The sequence below is a fragment of the Bacillus sp. ISL-35 genome (genome assembly GCF_018613355.1).
GTDB lineage: Bacteria > Bacillota > Bacilli > Bacillales > Cytobacillaceae > Mesobacillus.
On record NZ_JAGGQK010000001.1, the window covers coordinates 396,512 to 414,890 of the forward strand.

General features: G+C 43.0%; 14 protein-coding genes and 1 other annotated feature. Of the genes, 11 read left to right on the forward strand and 3 right to left on the reverse strand.

Going from position 1 to position 18,379, the window contains the following annotated elements:
* The first annotated feature begins 190 nt into the window (after window positions 1–190).
* From J7E38_RS02095 to asnS, 5 genes are all read left to right on the forward strand, one after another.
* Window positions 191–2,554, forward strand: a complete 2,364-nt coding sequence (locus J7E38_RS02095) for a nitric-oxide reductase large subunit (protein WP_214707165.1) — start codon at window positions 191–193, stop codon at window positions 2,552–2,554.
* A 441-nt stretch (window positions 2,555–2,995) separates the two neighbouring features.
* Window positions 2,996–3,229, forward strand: coding sequence for a DUF2249 domain-containing protein (locus J7E38_RS02100; protein ID WP_214707163.1), 234 nt, complete (start codon window positions 2,996–2,998; stop codon window positions 3,227–3,229).
* 267 nt (window positions 3,230–3,496) lie between these two features.
* A complete protein-coding gene (locus J7E38_RS02105; protein ID WP_214707161.1) occupies window positions 3,497–5,005 on the forward strand; it encodes a carboxypeptidase M32 in 1,509 nt (502 codons plus the stop codon).
* Window positions 5,006–5,088: 83 nt separating this feature from the next.
* Window positions 5,089–5,994, forward strand: coding sequence for an EamA family transporter (locus tag J7E38_RS02110; protein WP_214707160.1), 906 nt, complete (start codon window positions 5,089–5,091; stop codon window positions 5,992–5,994).
* Window positions 5,995–6,432: 438 nt separating this feature from the next.
* Window positions 6,433–6,666, forward strand: a binding site (T-box leader).
* Window positions 6,667–6,719: 53 nt separating this feature from the next.
* On the forward strand, window positions 6,720–8,111 hold the full coding sequence (gene asnS, locus J7E38_RS02115) for an asparagine--tRNA ligase (RefSeq protein WP_214707159.1): 1,392 nt from the start codon (window positions 6,720–6,722) through the stop codon (window positions 8,109–8,111).
* Window positions 8,112–8,565: 454 nt separating this feature from the next.
* Here asnS and J7E38_RS02120 read toward each other — a convergent pair whose 3' ends face one another.
* Genes J7E38_RS02120 through J7E38_RS02130 form a run of 3 tightly spaced genes read right to left on the reverse strand, consistent with a single transcriptional unit; the run spans window position 8,566 to window position 10,874 of the window.
* A complete protein-coding gene (locus tag J7E38_RS02120; RefSeq protein ID WP_214708226.1) occupies window positions 8,566–10,221 on the reverse strand; it encodes a b(o/a)3-type cytochrome-c oxidase subunit 1 in 1,656 nt (551 codons plus the stop codon).
* Window positions 10,221–10,697 (reverse strand): cytochrome c oxidase subunit II, encoded by a 477-nt coding sequence (locus tag J7E38_RS02125; protein WP_214708224.1) that lies wholly within the window; start codon window positions 10,695–10,697, stop codon window positions 10,221–10,223. Before J7E38_RS02125 ends, J7E38_RS02120 begins: the two co-directional genes overlap by 1 nt.
* A gap of 27 nt (window positions 10,698–10,724) precedes the next feature.
* The gene (locus J7E38_RS02130; RefSeq protein ID WP_144479986.1) at window positions 10,725–10,874 is read right to left on the reverse strand and encodes a cytochrome c oxidase subunit 2A; all 150 of its coding nucleotides are present in this window, start codon (window positions 10,872–10,874) and stop codon (window positions 10,725–10,727) included.
* A 365-nt stretch (window positions 10,875–11,239) separates the two neighbouring features.
* Between J7E38_RS02130 and J7E38_RS24030 the strand changes: the two genes are divergently transcribed.
* The 6 genes from J7E38_RS24030 (at window position 11,240) to J7E38_RS02155 (ending at window position 18,367) form a co-directional block, all read left to right on the forward strand.
* On the forward strand, window positions 11,240–11,368 hold the full coding sequence (locus J7E38_RS24030; RefSeq protein ID WP_285291700.1) for a hypothetical protein: 129 nt from the start codon (window positions 11,240–11,242) through the stop codon (window positions 11,366–11,368).
* A gap of 100 nt (window positions 11,369–11,468) precedes the next feature.
* Entirely contained in the window at window positions 11,469–12,242 is a 774-nt protein-coding gene (locus J7E38_RS02135; protein WP_214708222.1) for an SDR family NAD(P)-dependent oxidoreductase, read from the forward strand.
* A gap of 290 nt (window positions 12,243–12,532) precedes the next feature.
* The gene (locus J7E38_RS02140; protein ID WP_214708220.1) at window positions 12,533–13,618 is read left to right on the forward strand and encodes a type III polyketide synthase; all 1,086 of its coding nucleotides are present in this window, start codon (window positions 12,533–12,535) and stop codon (window positions 13,616–13,618) included.
* Between the two features lies 1 nt (window position 13,619).
* The gene (locus tag J7E38_RS02145) at window positions 13,620–14,189 is read left to right on the forward strand and encodes an isoprenylcysteine carboxyl methyltransferase family protein (protein ID WP_353049929.1); all 570 of its coding nucleotides are present in this window, start codon (window positions 13,620–13,622) and stop codon (window positions 14,187–14,189) included.
* A 327-nt stretch (window positions 14,190–14,516) separates the two neighbouring features.
* Window positions 14,517–18,179: a dynamin family protein gene (locus J7E38_RS02150; RefSeq protein WP_214708218.1), complete on the forward strand. Its 3,663-nt coding sequence runs from the start codon at window positions 14,517–14,519 to the stop codon at window positions 18,177–18,179.
* An 8-nt stretch (window positions 18,180–18,187) separates the two neighbouring features.
* A complete protein-coding gene (locus J7E38_RS02155; RefSeq protein ID WP_215038079.1) occupies window positions 18,188–18,367 on the forward strand; it encodes a hypothetical protein in 180 nt (59 codons plus the stop codon).
* The last annotated feature ends 12 nt before the right edge of the window (window positions 18,368–18,379 follow it).

Below are 18,379 nucleotides of genomic sequence, written 5' to 3' on the forward strand. Positions count from 1 at the left end.
TCTACTATAGATTTTATCAACTGCACAAGGAGCGCTAAGTGACCTGAATCATATTTTGAAGTTTTTTTGAAAATAATTCTCACTGATGTGGGAAATATCACACCTGCTGCATGAGGTAGTTCACAAACTCCATCTTCATTTCGCTTTATGCTTGGTTTGTAAATCAAATTAGGAAGGGGATGCAGGGAAGATGGAAATCCAGCATGGGACATCCACAAAGGCAGTGGTCAAGAAAAATAGAAACTCACTGCTGAAATCTGTACTCATTATTACATTATTATTAAGCTTTACAGTACTCCTGACAGGAGGTTACTGGATTTTTAAAGAAATGGCTCCAAGGCCGCTTGAAGTCACAAGCGAAAAAGGGGATGTCATTTTAACGAAAGATAGCATCGTAGGAGGCCAGGCAGTATTCCAGAAATATGGCCTGATGGATTACGGAACAGTGTTGGGGCATGGGTCATATATGGGCCCGGACTATACGGCAGAAGCACTTAAGATCTACACAGAAGGAATGCAGGATTTCAGGTCCCAGGAAGAATATCAGAAAGATTTCAATGATTTGAACAAGGATGACCAGACAATCATCCGAGAACGGGTCATGAAGGAAATGCGAGAGAATCGTTATGATCCGGATAAAGATCATCTGGTGTTGACTGATGCGCAAGTGTTCGGTCATCAAAAGGTAAAGGAGTTTTACCATACTATTTTTACAAAGGGTGACGATTGGGGCCTTAAGGCAGGCTTGATCCAGGAAAAGCATATGCCTGATGGAGAGCGTGCCTGGGTAGCTAAGGGTGACCAGATTGAACAGATTTCAGATTTCTTCTTCTGGACTGCATGGTTATCAAGTACCCAAAGACCAGATGACACCATCACTTATACAAATAACTGGCCATATTATGAAGACGCTGGAAACACAATGTCATTCTCGGCTGTCTGGTGGAGCGGCGCCAGCGTAACCTTATTGATTTTCTTTGTAGGCTTGATCCTGTTTGTATTCTATCGTTATCATCTTGGTATGCAGGAGGCTTACACGGAGGGGAATTTCCCTAAAATCGATTTGAAGAAGCTGCCGCTGACTTCTTCGCAAAGGAAAACAGCCAAATATTTTGCGATTGTATCTGTTTTGTTCTTTGTCCAGTCAATGTTTGGTGCATTATTGGCACACTATTATATCGAACCTGACAGTTTCTTCGGGATGAAATGGGTCCATGAGATCCTGCCATTTAACATCACGAAAGGGTTCCACTTGCAGCTTGCGATTTTCTGGATTGCGACAGCCTGGCTTGGAATGGGAATTTTCGTGGCACCGCTTGTAGGAGGGCATGAGCCAAAACGCCAGGGATTGCTGGTAGATGTTCTGTTCTGGGCTTTGGTCGTCCTCGTCGCTGGCAGCATGATTGGCCAATGGCTTGGTGCCAACGGTTATCTGGGCAACAATTGGTTCCTGCTTGGCCACCAGGGCTGGGAGTATCTCGAGCTTGGCCGTATCTGGCAATTCATCCTCGCTGTCGGAATGCTGATCTGGTTATTCATCGTATTCCGCGGCATCAGGAGCGGCTTGAAGCGGGAGTCTGACAAAGGTGGTTTGATTCACCTGTTATTTTACTCAGCAATCGCTGTCCCTGCATTTTACTTCTTTGCATTCATGATCAATCCGGGCACACATTATACGTTTGCCGATTACTGGCGCTGGTGGATCATCCACTTATGGGTGGAAGGTATTTTCGAAGTATTCGCAGTCGTAGTCATCGGTTTCCTGATGGTCCAAATGAAGCTAGTAACAAAGAAATCAACTGTAAAGGCTTTGTATTTCCAATTGATCCTGCTGATGGGTGCAGGTGTCATCGGGATTGGCCACCATTACTACTACAACGGATCAGCTGAAGTATGGATCGCATTGGGCGCAGTCTTTTCAGCACTTGAAGTCATTCCTTTGACTCTGTTGATTTTAGAGGCATATGACCAGTATAAAATGATGCGTGACGGCGGAGTGGATTTCCCGTACAAAGGCACTTTCTGGTTCTTGATTTCCGTAGCAATCTGGAACCTGGTCGGTGCAGGCGTGCTGGGCTTCCTGATCAACCTGCCGGCTGTAAGCTTCTTTGAACACGGACAGTTCCTTACTCCGGCTCATGGCCATGCTTCAATGATGGGTGTATATGGCATGTTTGCAGGAGCAGTATTGATTTACTCGCTACGCAATATCGTCAAACCGGAAAAATGGAGCGATAAATGGGTTAAATTCATCGTCATCATGCTGAACGTCGGTTTGGCAGGCATGGTATTCCTTTCCTTGCTGCCGGTTGGTTACCTTCAGATTAAAGAAGCTTTCTTTAATGGATACGCAGCTTCCCGTTCAGCTGCATTCCTGCAGCAGGATACAGTACAAATGCTTCTGACGTTAAGGGCTATTCCTGATACGATTTTCTTGATTGGTGTTGCTGCCCTGGCAGTATTCAGCATTAAGGCACTTTTCAATCTCAGAAAAGTAACCCACAAGGAAGAACAGAAGCTCCCGGTTAAAGACCTGGCAGTCGAAGAAGAATAAACAAAAAAACCGCAAAGCGAAAAGGCTTTGCGGTTTCTTTACTTGATAGGTCCGTCCAATGAAGACATGGAACGATTTGAGCTGACCCAAAAGGCGATTGAGCTTTTCTAACTACGAGTCTTCTCCGGTGTTTTTTTCACATTCAAAACAAAGCAATTTACCATGGTCATGTACTCCATTCAAAAAGCCGTCCATGCAATATATTTCTTTTCCGCATTCATCGCAGCTTCCAACCAATTCTTTCAAATAGATCCCTCCCTATTAAAATAATTCTTGTTCTTGCCCGGAGTTCCTTTTTTAAAAGTGGATTTTTCTGTCTGAATTAAGGTAAGTCATGAATGAGGGATGTCATAGTGAAACTGTGACGGCGCTCACTACTTGGGGTACTGGACGGTTCTATAATAAAAGTGTAATGAAAATAGATTTGAAGGAGAGAGGGAAATGACTTTCAATGTAATTATCAATGTTCCTGATTATGCACCACGGGAAAAACACCCTACTATATTTCAAAACTTTGATTCACTTAAGCAAGGAGAATTCATGCAAATCGTCAATGATCATGACCCAAGGCCGCTTCAGTACCAGTTCATGATGGAACGTCCTGAAGCTTTCTCATGGGAATATCTCGAAGAAGGCCCTGAAACATGGCGTGTAGCAATCGGGAAAACAAAATAATAGAAAGATAACCTCTGATTCCATTAAAACAACAGGTTCGCCTGTTGTTTTTTTATGCATGGGCTGTGATAAGACCAATGTTGTTTTTACACTTGTTGATCGTAGTGGAAGGCGAAGCGCCTGGTACGAAAATCAACAGCCTTGTCTAACAGAGCCGATATATAAAGAATAACAAACAACACGAAAACAGCCTTTCTAAATTTCGTAAACCAAAATATCAGAAAAGTATGATAAGATGATGGGGACAGATAAAATGGGGTGAGATGGATGAATGAAGTAAAACAAACAGAAAAGAACTTTTTGGATTATGTAAAGAAAATGGCAGCCTATGGCGAGGCGCTTTCTTTGATTTATTGGGATTTAAGGACCGGCGCACCCAAAAAGGGAGCAGCCCAGCGATCCGAAGTGATTGGTGTTCTTTCATCTGAGGTATTCAATATGTCAACATCAGAAGAAATGGCTTCATACATAGCAAGACTTTCAAATGAACAAAGTTTATCGGAAATTACGCGCAAGACGCTTGAAGAGTGCAGAAAGGATTATGACCGCAACAAGAAAATCCCTGCAGAGGAATACCGGGAATATGTAATCCTGCAATCAAAAGCAGAAACAGTTTGGGAAGAGGCTAAGGACAAATCTGATTTTGAAATGTTCAGGCCCTATCTTGAAAAACTGGTAGAAACGACAAAGAGATTCATTGGCTATTGGGGTTATGAAGGAAATAAGTACAATACATTGCTTGATATGTATGAACCTGGCGTCACTGTCGAGGTTTTGGACGAGGTGTTTGGTGAACTGCGCAACAAAATTGTTCCGCTTGTACAGCAGATTTCAAACTCAACAGAAAAACCAGAAACCGGGTTCCTGTTTAGTCATTTCCCTAAAGAGAAGCAGCGTGCATTCAGTCTTGAAATCCTTAAACAAATGGGATACGACTTTGATGCTGGCCGTCTTGATGAAACGGTACACCCATTCGCGATGGGCTTAAATCCAGGAGATGTAAGGGTTACGACGAAATATGATGAATCAGACTTCAGGACAGCAGTATTCGGGACCATTCATGAAGGCGGCCATGCTCTATATGAACAAAATATTTCTGAAGATCTGGTCGGAACGCCAATGAGTTCTGGTACTTCAATGGGAATCCATGAATCACAGTCTCTTTTCTATGAAAACTTTGTCGGACGCAATTATTCTTTCTGGAAGCATAATTACAGCCTGCTGCAGGAATATTCAGAAGGGCAGTTTTCAGGAGTGGATGTAGATGACTTCTATCGTGCAGTCAACGAGTCAAAGCCGAGCTTGATCAGAATTGAAGCCGATGAGCTAACTTACCCGCTGCATGTAATGGTCCGTTATGAAATTGAGAAAGGTTTGTTCAACGATGAGATTGAAGTCAAGGACTTGCCGCAAATCTGGAATGACAAATATGAGCAATACCTTGGAATCAGACCTGAAAATGATGCAGTAGGTGTCCTTCAGGACGTTCACTGGGCAGGAGGTAGCTTTGGTTACTTCCCATCCTATGCTTTAGGATATATGTATGCAGCGCAATTCAAGCATGCCATGCTCAAAGACTTGCCTGACTATGAGGAACTTCTGGCACAGGGAAATCTTCAGCCGATTAAAGAGTGGATGACTGAGAAAGTCCATAAGCATGGAAAAATGAAAAAACCACTTGAAATATTGACTGATGTAACTGGCGAGGGACTCAATGCTCAGCACTTAGTTGATTATTTATACGAAAAATACAGCAAGGTGTACCATCTGGTCTAGTATCTAAGATTAATAATTTGTGTGAACAGCATTTTCAATATGAGATGGCAGTCTACCTGTCATCTTTTCTGTGTGGTGAACGTATGAAAGGGAAATTGCCTTATTTTATGATCGCATTTGCATCGGCTATGTGGGGCTTGATTGGCTTTTTTGTAAAAGGCTTGAATAATGCCGGGTTTAGTGCCATGGAGATCGTGGCCATCCGAGTCATGACTGCAGCCATTGTTTTAATGATGGTCGGAATTGCCTTTTACAGGAGCCACTTGAAAATCAGGTTAAAAGACTTGTACCTTTTTGTAGGGACAGGAATTTTAAGCATTGTGTTTTTTAATTGGTCTTATTTTACGGCAATCAATCTGATGAATATTCCGATTGCAGTGGCTTTATTGTACACATCTCCTGCTTTTGTAGCGGTTTTGTCATTTCTTTTCCTGAAAGAAAGCATCAACAGGAAGAAATTGTTGGCGATTGTCATGACAGTCATTGGCTGCACGCTTGCAGCAGGCATCACCGGGCAGGGAGGAACATCTTTTTCTGTCTCCAGTATCCTGATTGGTCTTGGGGCAGGCTTCGGTTATGCGCTTTACAGCATTTTTGGCAAGGTGGCATTAAGGCAGTATCATCCGTTTACAGTCACTTTGTACACCTTCCTTGTGGCTTCAGCAGCACTGGTTCCGACAACCGGTATAGTCAGCAAGGCTGCTGTCCTTTTCGCTGGGGATGCGTGGCTTTATGCGATAGGGCTGGGGATTTTCCCGACTGTGGTTGCTTATTTTGCATACTCATGGGGACTGGAAAGAACAGAAAGCAGTACTGCTGCTGTTGTAGCTACATTGGAACCTGTCATTGCAACGATGCTGGGGTTGCTGGTGTATGGCGACAGGCTGGGCGGTCTTCAGATGCTTGGATCCGCGTTGATTATCATATCAGTCATTGCTATCAATATCTCAATTCCGATCAGGAAGCAAAAAAAGCAATTCACTGTGTGATTCAGGTCAAGAATATTAAACAATAATCGGACCAATTAACAGAGATAGAGTTATTTTAATGAAAGCACTTTTTAGCTAAGGCTAAGTTATCATTCAAAAAATTGGATTTTCGTTCTCATATGTAAATCCATAAGCGGTTAATTTCCGGCTATTATCTACAAAGAAACTTTTTAAGCAGAATAGGCGGAGAAATTCCGGTTAATTGTTAAAAAGAAGACAATATAAAACAATTTGGTTTAGATAACCGGAATAACTCCCCTTATTTTTAAAGAAATGAGGGGAGTTTTCAATCAAAGCGGAATTTTTCCGATTATTATTCAAACAACTTTAGTTTAGTGATTTTTAGTGATAAATGTATATAAATCAAGGGCCAACTAGACAAAGGGTGACTTTATGTGATAAATTATTACAGTAAAAATCCATTTGAAAACTGCATATATTAAATCGATGAAAAGGAAAGTAGTTTTTGCTATATTCGATAGCGAGCCGGGGACGGTGGAAGCCTGGTGATGATGCATAAATGAAGAACACCTTTGAGTTCTAACCGAAAGGGAAATCATGAGTAGGCTTAGACGTGGCCAGCACGTTATAGACTGGGATAAGCAATTATGAAGATGGTCATTTTATGACAATTTGGGTGGTACCGCGGAAGTTCAGCCTTTCGTCCCTTTTTTGGGGATAGAAGGCTTTTTTTAATGCAATAAATTACCATAAGGAGGCTTATTATGATCAAGACCGTAGTAAAAGATTTGTACAGAAACCAAGAAAGTTTTAAAGACCAAACTGTACAATTAACAGGATGGATCCGCACTCTTCGCGACTCTAAAACCATTGGCTTCATGGAGTTAAACGATGGTACATTCTTTAAGAGTGTACAAGTTGTTTTTGAGGATACGCTTGAAAACTTCAAAGAAATCACAAGGTTGCCTATTAGTTCTTCTGTTTTAGTAGAAGGGGAATTTATCCAAACACCTGAAATGAAGCAGCCTTTTGAAATCAAAGCGACAAAAATTATCGTCGAAGGATTATCGGATACAGATTATCCAATCCAAAAGAAGAGGCATACCCTTGAATACTTAAGGACAATTGCTCACTTGCGTCCGAGAGCCAATGCTTTCTCAGCGGTTTTCAGAGTTAGATCTGTTGCATCATATGCTCTCCACAAATTCTTCCAGGACAAAGGGTTTGTCTATGTACATACACCAATCATTACCGGAAGCGATACTGAAGGGGCAGGGGAAATGTTCCGTGTGACATCAATGGACTTGAACAAGCTGCCAAAAACCGAAGACGGAAATGTGGATGAAAATGCAGATTTCTTCGGCAAAGAAACCAACTTAACCGTGAGCGGTCAATTGAATGCAGAAAGCTTTGCCCTTGCTTTCCGTAATGTGTATACCTTTGGTCCGACATTCAGGGCAGAAAATTCAAATACGGCACGACATGCCGCAGAATTTTGGATGGTTGAGCCGGAAGTTGCTTTTGCGGAATTACCGGATATCATGGACCTTGGTGAAGAAATGATTAAGTATGTCATTGATTATGTTTTTGAACATGCACCAGAAGAGATGGCCTTCTTCAACAGCTTTATTGATAAAACACTTATTGAAAGATTGCAGAATGCATTGAATTCCGATTTCGGAAGGGTTACCTATAGCGAAGCAGTTGAATTATTAAAGAACTCGGGTAAGCAATTTGAATACCCGGTCGAATGGGGTACAGACCTGCAAACAGAACATGAACGTTACCTTAGCGAGGAAATTTACAAGCGTCCTGTCTTCGTGACTGACTATCCAAAAGAAATCAAGGCATTTTATATGAGAGCGAATGAGGATGGCAAGACAGTAGCTGCTACCGACCTTTTGGTTCCTGGCATCGGCGAATTAATCGGTGGAAGCCAGCGTGAGGAAAGAGAAGACGTCCTTGCAGAACGGATTAAAGAACTCGGTATGGCGGAAGAAGATTACTGGTGGTATCTCGAACTCAGAAAATACGGCAGCACAAAGCATTCCGGCTATGGAATTGGGTTCGAACGACTTGTCATGTATTTAACCGGAATGAAAAACATCCGCGATGTCATTCCATTCCCTCGTACACCAGGTAATGCAGACTTTTAATGATAGCTATATGAATAATGAACAATAGGATGCCGAGGCATCCTATTGTCTCTTATTGAACATGAACGGTTTCACTCGTTGTTTATCATATTTATCGTACAAATTGCTGTTGTAATTGTAAGGCTTTGTTAAAGCTCGATGTTGTTTTTACACCTGTTGATTGTAGTGGAAGGCGCGTAGACTCCTCGAAAATGCTAACGCATTTCCTTCGTGCGTGGGCAGGTTCGAAGAAGCTAATCAATGTCCTGCGGGCGCAGCTGGTCAGGTGAGACCCCGCAGGAGCAGAGCGGCGAGGAGGCTCAGCGCCAGCCCCGCGGAAAGCGAAGCGCCTGGAACGAAAATCAACAGTCTTGTTTAACAGAACCAACTAAAAAACAGGGTATGAAATCGCGACAGATTTCATACCCTGTTTTGTTAGATTCTGATTTTCCCATAAAAGGGAGCTCGATCATTTTTAGAAGAATTTATATCCCTTCGAACCAATTGGTGCATTTTGAATCATATCGATGAACGGGATTGTGTAGGCGAACAGGATCAAAAGAACAGTGATACCGAGCCATAACTTCCAATTTTCGAATACCATTGGAGTTTTTTCAGCTTGATCAGCAACCTCGCCGACCGGGAATTCTTCTTCACCTTTAGGTGCGAAGAAAGCAAGGTTGATGAAAATGTATAGCATCAGGATAATTCCAAGGAATAGAATCGTTCCGCCAACCGCCTGGGCAATCTGGTATGGAATCCACTCAGCAGCTTGCTCTGAACCGCCGTACGTTGAGAAAGATGAACGACGTGGAGCGCCAAGCAGGCCGGCTGCGTGCATTGCACCTGACATGAAGGTCATGCCGATCGCCCAAATCACCCCCTGGATAATCGCTAATTTATTCATTGCTTTTGTCAGGACCCTGCCAGTCAAGTGAGGAACCAGCCAATAGGAAATCCCGAAGAACGTCAAAACGACAGATGTTGCCAGAGTCAAATGGAAGTGGCCAGTAACCCAGATTGTATTATGCACTACCTGGTTCAGCTGGTGGGAAGCGTTGATGACACCGCCAGCACCTGCAGGAATAAAAGCAAGCATTCCGATGAATGGTACCGCAAAGCGAGCATCTCCCCAAGGAAGCTTTTTCACCCAGCCAAAAAGACCCGTAGAGCCTTTCGAACGCCCAAACATTTCAAAAGTTGCAAAAAGTGAGAACGCAGTCATAAGTGACGGAATGATAACCAGGAATGTCAAAATTACCTGAAGGAATTTCCATGCCGGATCAATACCTGGTTCCATCAGCTGATGGTGGAATCCTACCGGAATCGAGAACAGCAGGAACAGGATGAAGGACATCCTTGCCAATGAGTCTGAGAAAATTTTTCCGCCAATGATCTTAGGAACGATTGCGTACCATGCCATGTAGGCTGGCAATAGCCAGAAATACACAAGCGGGTGACCGAAGTACCAGAACAATGTACGGCTGACCAAAACGTCAACGCGATCTACAAGGCCCAATGACCAAGGAAGCAGTTGGAATAATACAGTTGCTGCGACACCGATTGTTGCCACAATCCACATGAGTGTGTTAACAAGTGACATGAAAGTCAGCAGCGGACTAGGCTTTCCAGGGTTTGCTTTTCTCCAGGCAGCGTAAGCCATGATGATGGCGGCACCGTCAATCCAGCTTCCGACAATCACAAGTGTTAAACCAAGGTAAAAGAGTGCATGCGCCTGTAATGGAGCATAAAAAGTATACAGGACAGAAGCCTGGTTAGTAAGGATCATGATCGCAGCCATTACTGTACCAATGGTCATGGTCCAGAAACCAATCCATCCGGTCAGGCGCTGTTTGTCTGTGAAGGTTCCAGATGTTTTACTCACAAGAGCGAGCTGGAATCCCATAATGAAAAATGTTGTTAAAACAAGCCCAAGTACGACACCATGTATCGTCAGGATCTGGTAATACCCAGTCCATGAAGGCAATTGGAATTTCCCTGAACGGACAAGTGTCTGCAGAAGTCCTGCCAGCCCGCCGATGGCAAGTGCTGTGAAAGCGACATAAAAGTGGGCCATGGACAGTTTTCCGTCACGGCGGTCAACTTTTGGATTCATTGAATTTGTATTCATTATTCTACCACCTCGATTTTAGACGTCATCGTGTGGTGGCCAACCCCACAATATTCATTACAAACAATCAGATATTCGCCAGCCTTGTCAAATGTAGTGACATATTCACTAATGAAGCCAGGCTCGAGCATCATATTGATATTGGTTCCTGCAACTTCGAAACCATGGATGACGTCTTTAGTTGTAGCGATTACTTTGACTTTTGCTCCTAGTGGAACTTCCACCTGTCCAGGGTTGTATGAAAATGCGGATGCAACGTATACGAGTTCGTAATCCCACTCTTTTCCTTCAACCTTTTTTAAGCCAGGTTCATTGAATGGAGCCTGCGAATCAACCTTTTCAGGATTAATCGTTGCCAGGCAGCTCGGCGGCTGGTTTCCCAGGTAAAAAGCGCTGACCCCGATGACAGTCAGGAAGACGATCAATGTCGTTATCCCGAAGATAAGCCAGATTTTCTCAAATTTATGAATATGCATAACTTCTTTCTCCCCTTTTGGTCTCTCTTAAAAACGATCTACAAATAAGAAATAAACGCCTAACCAAGTGACAATCAAAAAGAATCCTAATAAGAAAACGGATGCAAGTGTTCCTTTCAAGGAAGATCGATCTTCCACCTTTGTATGGGTTTTCTTCCCGATTCCAGGCTGAGCCATCCCGGTCCACTCCCTTCGCATAATTTAAGTCATTGATAAATTGATAAGTACACTTTCATCATACAAAACAATTTGGAAACGTAAATATGGTTTCGGACAGTTCACAAATTGTTCATACCTGACATATTTACTATGTTAATGGTGAAAACGCGTCAATACAGTGATTTAAGTCACATGCTGCGAGGGGTAAATGTGAATAATCTGTGAAAATAAAATTGTGAAATTGTGAGCATATAGCCAAATGCAGAAACTGCTGTGTGACAGGGAAGCTTGACATTTGAAGAAGGCAAGTCTTAAAAAGTATCACCATTCCGATTGAACTTAATATACTGGCAGAAAGAACATTTTTTCGGGAAGTGAAATCATTGCAGAAGTATTATTGTGATCATTGCCGACTTATTTATGATGAAAAAAGGATATGCATGAATTGCGGGGAAGCAGCCGAAAAACAGATCTGGATTGAAGTGCAGAAGCAGCCAGATGAGAACAACTAGCACCAGGTAGGGTGCTTTTTTTTGTTTAGGTGTACATACAACAAAAGGCAGCTGCGCTATGGTAAAATGAAAGAAATTTTAAATAGGGAGGCTGATAGGAATGTTCTTACCTTCATTTGATTTAAGCGGAAAAACGGCAATAGTCACGGGTGCAGGCCGGGGAATTGGCAGAGCACTGGCGGTCGGGCTGGCTGAAGCCGGCGCTGATGTTGCAATTCTTGCCAGAACGGAAAAAGACCTCACCGAAACTGCAGGATTGATTGAGGAATTAGGAAAGAAAGCTCTTGTACTTCCGACGGATGTAACGGAAAGGGAACAAATACATACTGCGATTGCTGAGATTGAATCAAAATGGGGAAAGATTGACATTCTTGTAAATAATGCAGGAATGAATATTCGTTCTAAAGCTCTGGATGCGACGGATGAGGAATGGCAAAAGATTATGGACACCAATTTGAAATCCGCCTTCATGATGTCCCAGGAAGCTGGCCGCATCATGAAAAACCAGCACTCCGGCGGAAAAATCATCAATATTGCGTCAGTAGCCGGCCAGGTGGCTCTCAGGACAGGCGTCGTATATGCCGCAACAAAGGCAGCTCTCATGCAGATGACAAAAGTCCTTGCAATGGAATGGGGCCAATACGGCGTCAATGTAAATTCCATTGGCCCGTGGTATTTCAAGACACCCTTGACTGAAAAGCTTTTAGAAGATGAAGCATATGTGAAAGACATCCTCGCCGTTACACCATTGAAAAGGATCGGGGAGCTGCCGGAGCTAGTGGGGCCAGTCGTCTTCCTAAGCTCAGACGCCGGAAATTATGTAACAGGACAAACCTTATTTGTTGACGGGGGAATGACCATTCATGGTTTTTAAATAGGACATCCTCATTACGTGCTCCTATCAGAGAATGGGAACGTGTTTTTTGCGGAGACGTGATCACAACTTTTAGTCCCTCTGCTGGTATGTCAACTGGTAAAGATTTTATAATGTACTGGACTGAACGGCATTGTATAATGAACTTGCACAGCAACTCCTTCAAAACGTTAGGCTTCCTCCATCACGGGGGGAGCTTTTTTTTCGTTTTCAATCAATGCTTGTTTGACTGCATACTCTCCGGGTAAATGGAAAAAGTAACCGTACATATATGTGAGGAGAGTATTGTCATGCCCAGAATTATATCCATCGCAGAATCTGTTCCGCCGTATTCAATTGAGCAGGAGAAAGTCATGGACTTTGCCGAAAAGTTATTTAAAGAGTCCTTTAAGGACATACACCGTCTGCTTTCTGTATTCCAGAATGGCCAGATTGAGAAGCGCCATTTTGCCAGGGATCTGGACTGGTTCGAAGTAGACCATACATTTGAGGAAAAAAATGATGCGTATATCGAATCGGCTGTAAAGCTTGGTGCGGAGGCAATCACAAGCTGTTTGAAGAATGGTGATTTCCTGAAAAATGAAATCCATCTTGAAGACATCGACGCTATTTTTACAATCAGCAGTACAGGGCTCTCAACGCCGAGCATTGATGCGAGAATCATGAATGTCCTGCCGTCCTCACAATATACTAAAAGGATTCCGATATGGGGCCTCGGATGTGCAGGCGGAGCGGCAGGATTGTCGCGTGCCTATGAATATTGCCTTGCATACCCAAAGGCAAAAGTCCTCGTACTGTCTATCGAGCTATGCAGCCTGACTTTCCAGCGAAATGACCGGTCAAAAAGCAACCTGATCGGGACTTCTCTGTTTGCGGACGGAGTTGCATGTGCTCTTGTCTGCGGTGATGATTCTGGCTATGAAAAAGTCATCAAAAAGAATGCAGCTCCAAATATAGTTGGAACTCAATCTACGACAATGCCAGATTCGGAGGATGTCATGGGCTGGGATGTGAAAAATGAAGGTCTTTATGTTGTATTTTCAAAGGATATACCTACTATAATTGAAAGCTGGCTTCAGCCCAATGTACTGAGGTTTTTGAACACAAATGGACTGGATGTTCGGGACCTTGACCACTTCATTGCCCATCCTGGCGGCAAGAAGGTTATTGATGCCTATGTTTCAGCATTGAAACTGCCGGAAGACATGACTAAAACCTCGCTTGACGTCCTGAAAGAATTCGGGAATATGTCGTCCGTGACAATATTTTATGTGCTAAAAAGATTCATGGAATCTGCTAAGGAGGGCGATCTTGGCCTGGGAGCCGCCCTTGGGCCAGGGTTTAGTTCGGAGCTGCTGTTAATGAGGTGGGAGTAACGTGCTATTCTATCTATTTGTCGGATTGATTATTTTCCAGAGAATAATGGAACTTTTGATTGCCAGAAGAAACGAGGCCTGGATGAAAAGCCAGGGGGCAATGGAATTCGGGCAGGGTCATTATCCGGCTATGGTGGCGATCCATACTGCTTTTTTTCTCTTTCTTATTGCCGAAGTGATGCTATTGAATAAACAGCTGTCAGACTATTGGCCTGTTCTGTTGGCGCTGTTTTTATTCGCCCAGGGTATGAGGATCTGGGCACTTGCTTCATTGGGAAGGTTCTGGAATACAAAAATCATCATCCTTCCCGGAGCACAAGTCGTTAAGAGAGGCCCCTATAAAATCATCAAGCATCCAAACTATCTGATCGTCGCGATTGAAATCCTGGTCATACCCCTGATGTTCAATGCCTATATTACGATGGCACTTTTCACACTTTTGAACATCCTGATCCTTTCAATCAGGATTCCTGCTGAGGAAAAGGCTTTGAAAGAGTTGACAAAATATGAATCCGCTTTTACCGATCAGCGGCGTTTTCTGCCGAATTTGTTAAAGAAGTGTGACAATTAACCTCTTCTCATTGAAAATGATAATCAATAATGCTACACTTTCCTTAGGATGAAAATAGTTCTCAATCAAAAGAACTTCAAGGACGGTGTCGTATAAATGGTTTCCATGCTAGTAGTTTCGACGATAGCTGCTTACTCCTTAGTTATGAAATATGTATTGAGCAATGTATTAAAACCTCATTGAAATTAAAAAATATCATTTCAATCGCGGCCCGGACATGATGTCCGGGTTTTTCTTTTTGCTCCGGAAATAATGTAATTATAGGAAAAGACCGAAAAATCGTATAAAATAAAGATATTCACAATTTTGTCACAAGGAGTTTGAGGAATGGGCCAGACTGTAGCACATCAAGAACATAAACTTCTCGGGAAGATATTATCTCTATATAATTTATTAAAAGCGAATCAAGATGGGGAAAGTGCGGAAAAAGTCAGGGAACTGGGGAGGAAAGCGGTTGAGGAGGAATTTTCGATTGCCTTCTGCGGCCACTTTTCTGCAGGTAAGTCGAGCATGATCAATAAATTGATCGGCGAGAATATCCTGCCATCAAGTCCGATCCCTACCAGTGCAAATCTGGTGAAAATTAAATCAGGAGCAGAATATGCAAAGGTCTTTTTCAAAAACGGCGGATCCACGCTTTATCCTGCTCCATATGATTATGAAACGGTCAAAGGCTATTGTAAGGATGGTGACCAGATCCAGGCGATCGAAATCAGCCATAACGGTGCGGAATTCCTGCAGCAGGCTGTCATCATGGATACACCTGGGATTGATTCAACGGATGATGCCCACCGGATAGCGACAGAATCGGCTCTACATCTTTCAGACATTGTTTTTTATGTCATGGACTATAACCATGTGCAATCAGAGCTGAACTTTCTTTTTACGAAGGAACTGACTGATGCAGGAAAAGAGCTTTATTTAATTATCAATCAGGTTGACAAGCATCAGGATGCCGAGCTCTCTTTCGAACAATTTAAGGAAAGTGTGGAAGCTTCTTTTTCAGACTGGGGAGTAAAGCACTCTGGCATTTTTTATACGTCGTTGAAAGTTCCTGAATCACCCTTTAACCAATTTGAAGAGCTTCGTGAATTCATCATTGAGCGGAAAAGCAAAAGGGCGGAAATTTTGCCTGTTTCCATCTTCAGGTCCCTGGAGAAGCTCTCAGAGGATCATTTAAGCCGCCTAAAACAGGATGTTTCGGCTCAGATTGACCAGTATGAATCTATTCTCGCTGATCTTTCTGAAAGCGACAGGCAGCAGCTATCAAAAGAACTTGACGAAATAAGAAGCCAGATTGCTAAAATTAAAATGGAGCAAGATCCGGAACAAGAGTTCAGGTCCGGCCAAAATGACATCCTGAAGAATGCATATCTTATGCCATTCCAGACAAGGGAGCTGGCAGAATCCTACCTGCAGGCGAGGCAGCCAGATTTTAAAGTAGGCTTGTTTTTTTCAAAACAAAAAACCGAACAGGAAAGAGCGGCTAGATTGGCCAGTTTTTATCAGGATCTGGAGGAAAAGGTCCAATCGCAGCTGAATTGGCATATCAAGGACTTTTTGACAAAGCTATTTAAAAAGCACCAATTATCACAACCAGATCTTCAGGCAGCTGCCAATGGTTTCAAGGTGGATTTTGGTGAAGAATTGCTGTCTGGAGCAGTTAAGCCTGGCGCCAGACTGTCAGGTGATTATGTCCTGAATTATACAAATGATGTTGCTGAGGCTCTGAAAAACCTTGCGCGAAAAGAGCTCGAATCAATTAAAGAGATGTTCCTTCAATATGTAAAAGTCAATGATGATGAGCAAGTGAATGAACTTGTCGAAAAGGAACAGAAATACGTTAAGCTTTTGGATGCCTGGGCAGGTTTGTCCGCAATCAGGGAAAAAATGGCCGAGAACAGCAGGCAAGTTTCTGAAATTCTTTATGGAGAGCCAATTCAGTTTCAAGACGAGGATTTAAGACTTTTCCATGCGGACGAGGATGAGCCGGAAGTGATCAAAAATCTGAATCCCGGCACTCCGGAACTCGTAAACGAAAAAGTTGAAACTGTAAAGGAACAGGTATCTTCAAGTGAGCAGGAAGGTAATGATATAGAACAATTTCATGAAGTGCAAAAGAAATTGGTAGGGAAGTTGAACTTCACATCTGAACAGATAGAAGGGATTCCTGGACTCAAAAAAATTGCTCGTGAATTGAAGGATAAAGCTGCTCGGATCAAAGAAAGGGAATTCACTGTTGCCCTTTTTGGTGCATTCAGTGCTGGAAAATCCTCATTTGCCAACGCGCTGGTAGGGGAGAGACTTTTACCGGTATCACCAAACCCGACAACGGCAGCAATCAATAAAATCAAACCAGTGACGCAAGAACATCCACATGGTTCAGTCATTGTTAAAATCAAGACGGATAAAGAACTCACGAAAGAACTTGAGCGTTCGCTTGGGTTATTCGGCGAAAATATTACAGATTTCGAGCGAGCGATCGATCAAATCAAAACCATTAAATGGGAAGACAGCGGTTATAGTGCTGTAGAAAAGACCCATTACTCTTTTCTTCAGGCGTTTGCGAAGGGCTTTGATCATTTCAGGGATAAATTCGGTGAGCAGTTATCCGTTGGCCTGGATTCTTTCAGGGAGTATGTAGCACAAGAGGAGAAATCATGTTTTGTTGAATGGATCGAAGTCTATTATGATTGCGAGCTGACAAGAGAAGGAATCACTCTTGTCGATACTCCAGGTGCTGATTCAATCAACGCGCGCCATACCGGAGTTGCCTTCGACTATATCAAGAATTCTGATGCCATACTTTTTGTCACCTATTATAATCATGCCTTTTCAAAAGCGGATCGGGAATTCCTGATTCAGCTTGGCAGGGTAAAGGACAGCTTTGAACTGGATAAAATGTTCTTCATCGTCAATGCAGTCGATTTGGCGAACTCAGAGGAAGAACAGGATGCTGTTCTGGAATATGTAGAAGGTCAGCTTGTTCAGTACGGCATAAGGAACCCGCATCTCTTCCCGGTATCCAGCTTGAAAGGACTAAATGAAAAACTGCAGCCGGAAAGTGGCGGAGACCAGCTCTTTAACGCCTTTGAAAAAGCGTTTTACAGATTCATTGCCAATGACCTGATGAACATGGCTATCGAGTCTGCCGAGGCGAAATGGCACCAGGCTGTCAGCATGATTGAAGAAATGATCCGCTCGGCAGAGGAAGACAAGGCAGCAAAGGCTGAAAAACGTCAAAACCTGCTATCCGAAAAAGAAGTGATGCTGGCTGTGCTGGCCAAAAGAAATTCAGCAATCCTTGAAGAGCGTTTGAAACAGGAGGCGGACGAACTGACATATTATATTCGCCAGCGTGTCTTCATCCGTTTTGGTGACTTCTTCAGGGAAGCCTTCAATCCTGCGCTTTTGAAGGATGATGGACGAAATTTGAAGAAGGCTCTGGAGTCAGCTTTGGATGATTTGCTTGAGAGTATTGGATATGACCTGGCACAGGAGATGCGTGCAACTTCATTAAGGGTTGAAAACCATATTGCCCAGCTGCTCAAGGAGTTCCAACAAGCACTGATAGCTGAACTGTCAAAAATTAATTCTTCGGTATCCATTTCAGTTACTGAAAATGGACCACTGTCTGGAATTGAGTTTGACACAGCTTACCAAAGCATCGACCGTGCCATTTTCAAGAAAGCGCTTGGGATGTTCAAAAATCCGAAGTCGTTCTTTGAGAAAAATGAAAAAAGATATATGGCAGAGGAACTGGAACAGCTTTTACACGAGCCTGCCGGGAAATATCTAGAAGAAGAGAATTCAAGATTGAAAGACCATTATCTGCAAGAAATGAAGATGGAGTTCGAAAAAGTACAAAATGACTTCTCAGAACAAATCAATGAATATTATGAAGGAATCACCTCTGCGCTTGAAGAGAATTTCTCAATCGAAGTGGTTAAACAAGCACTGATAAAGATTGAAAACGACTATAAGGGTTGATTGTGAGCATGAGCGGCAATAGATTCCATGCATGTGCAACATGTGTTAATTTCCAGGCAGTAAAACAGGATGGGAAAATGAGCTATCATTGCAGCAGGCTAGGTTATGAGACGAAGAGCCACTATCAATTTGCCTGTTGGGATCCTAAAGAACATGTGAAGAAATTGATGGCTAAAACTAAAAGCTGAGGAGTGGTTTCC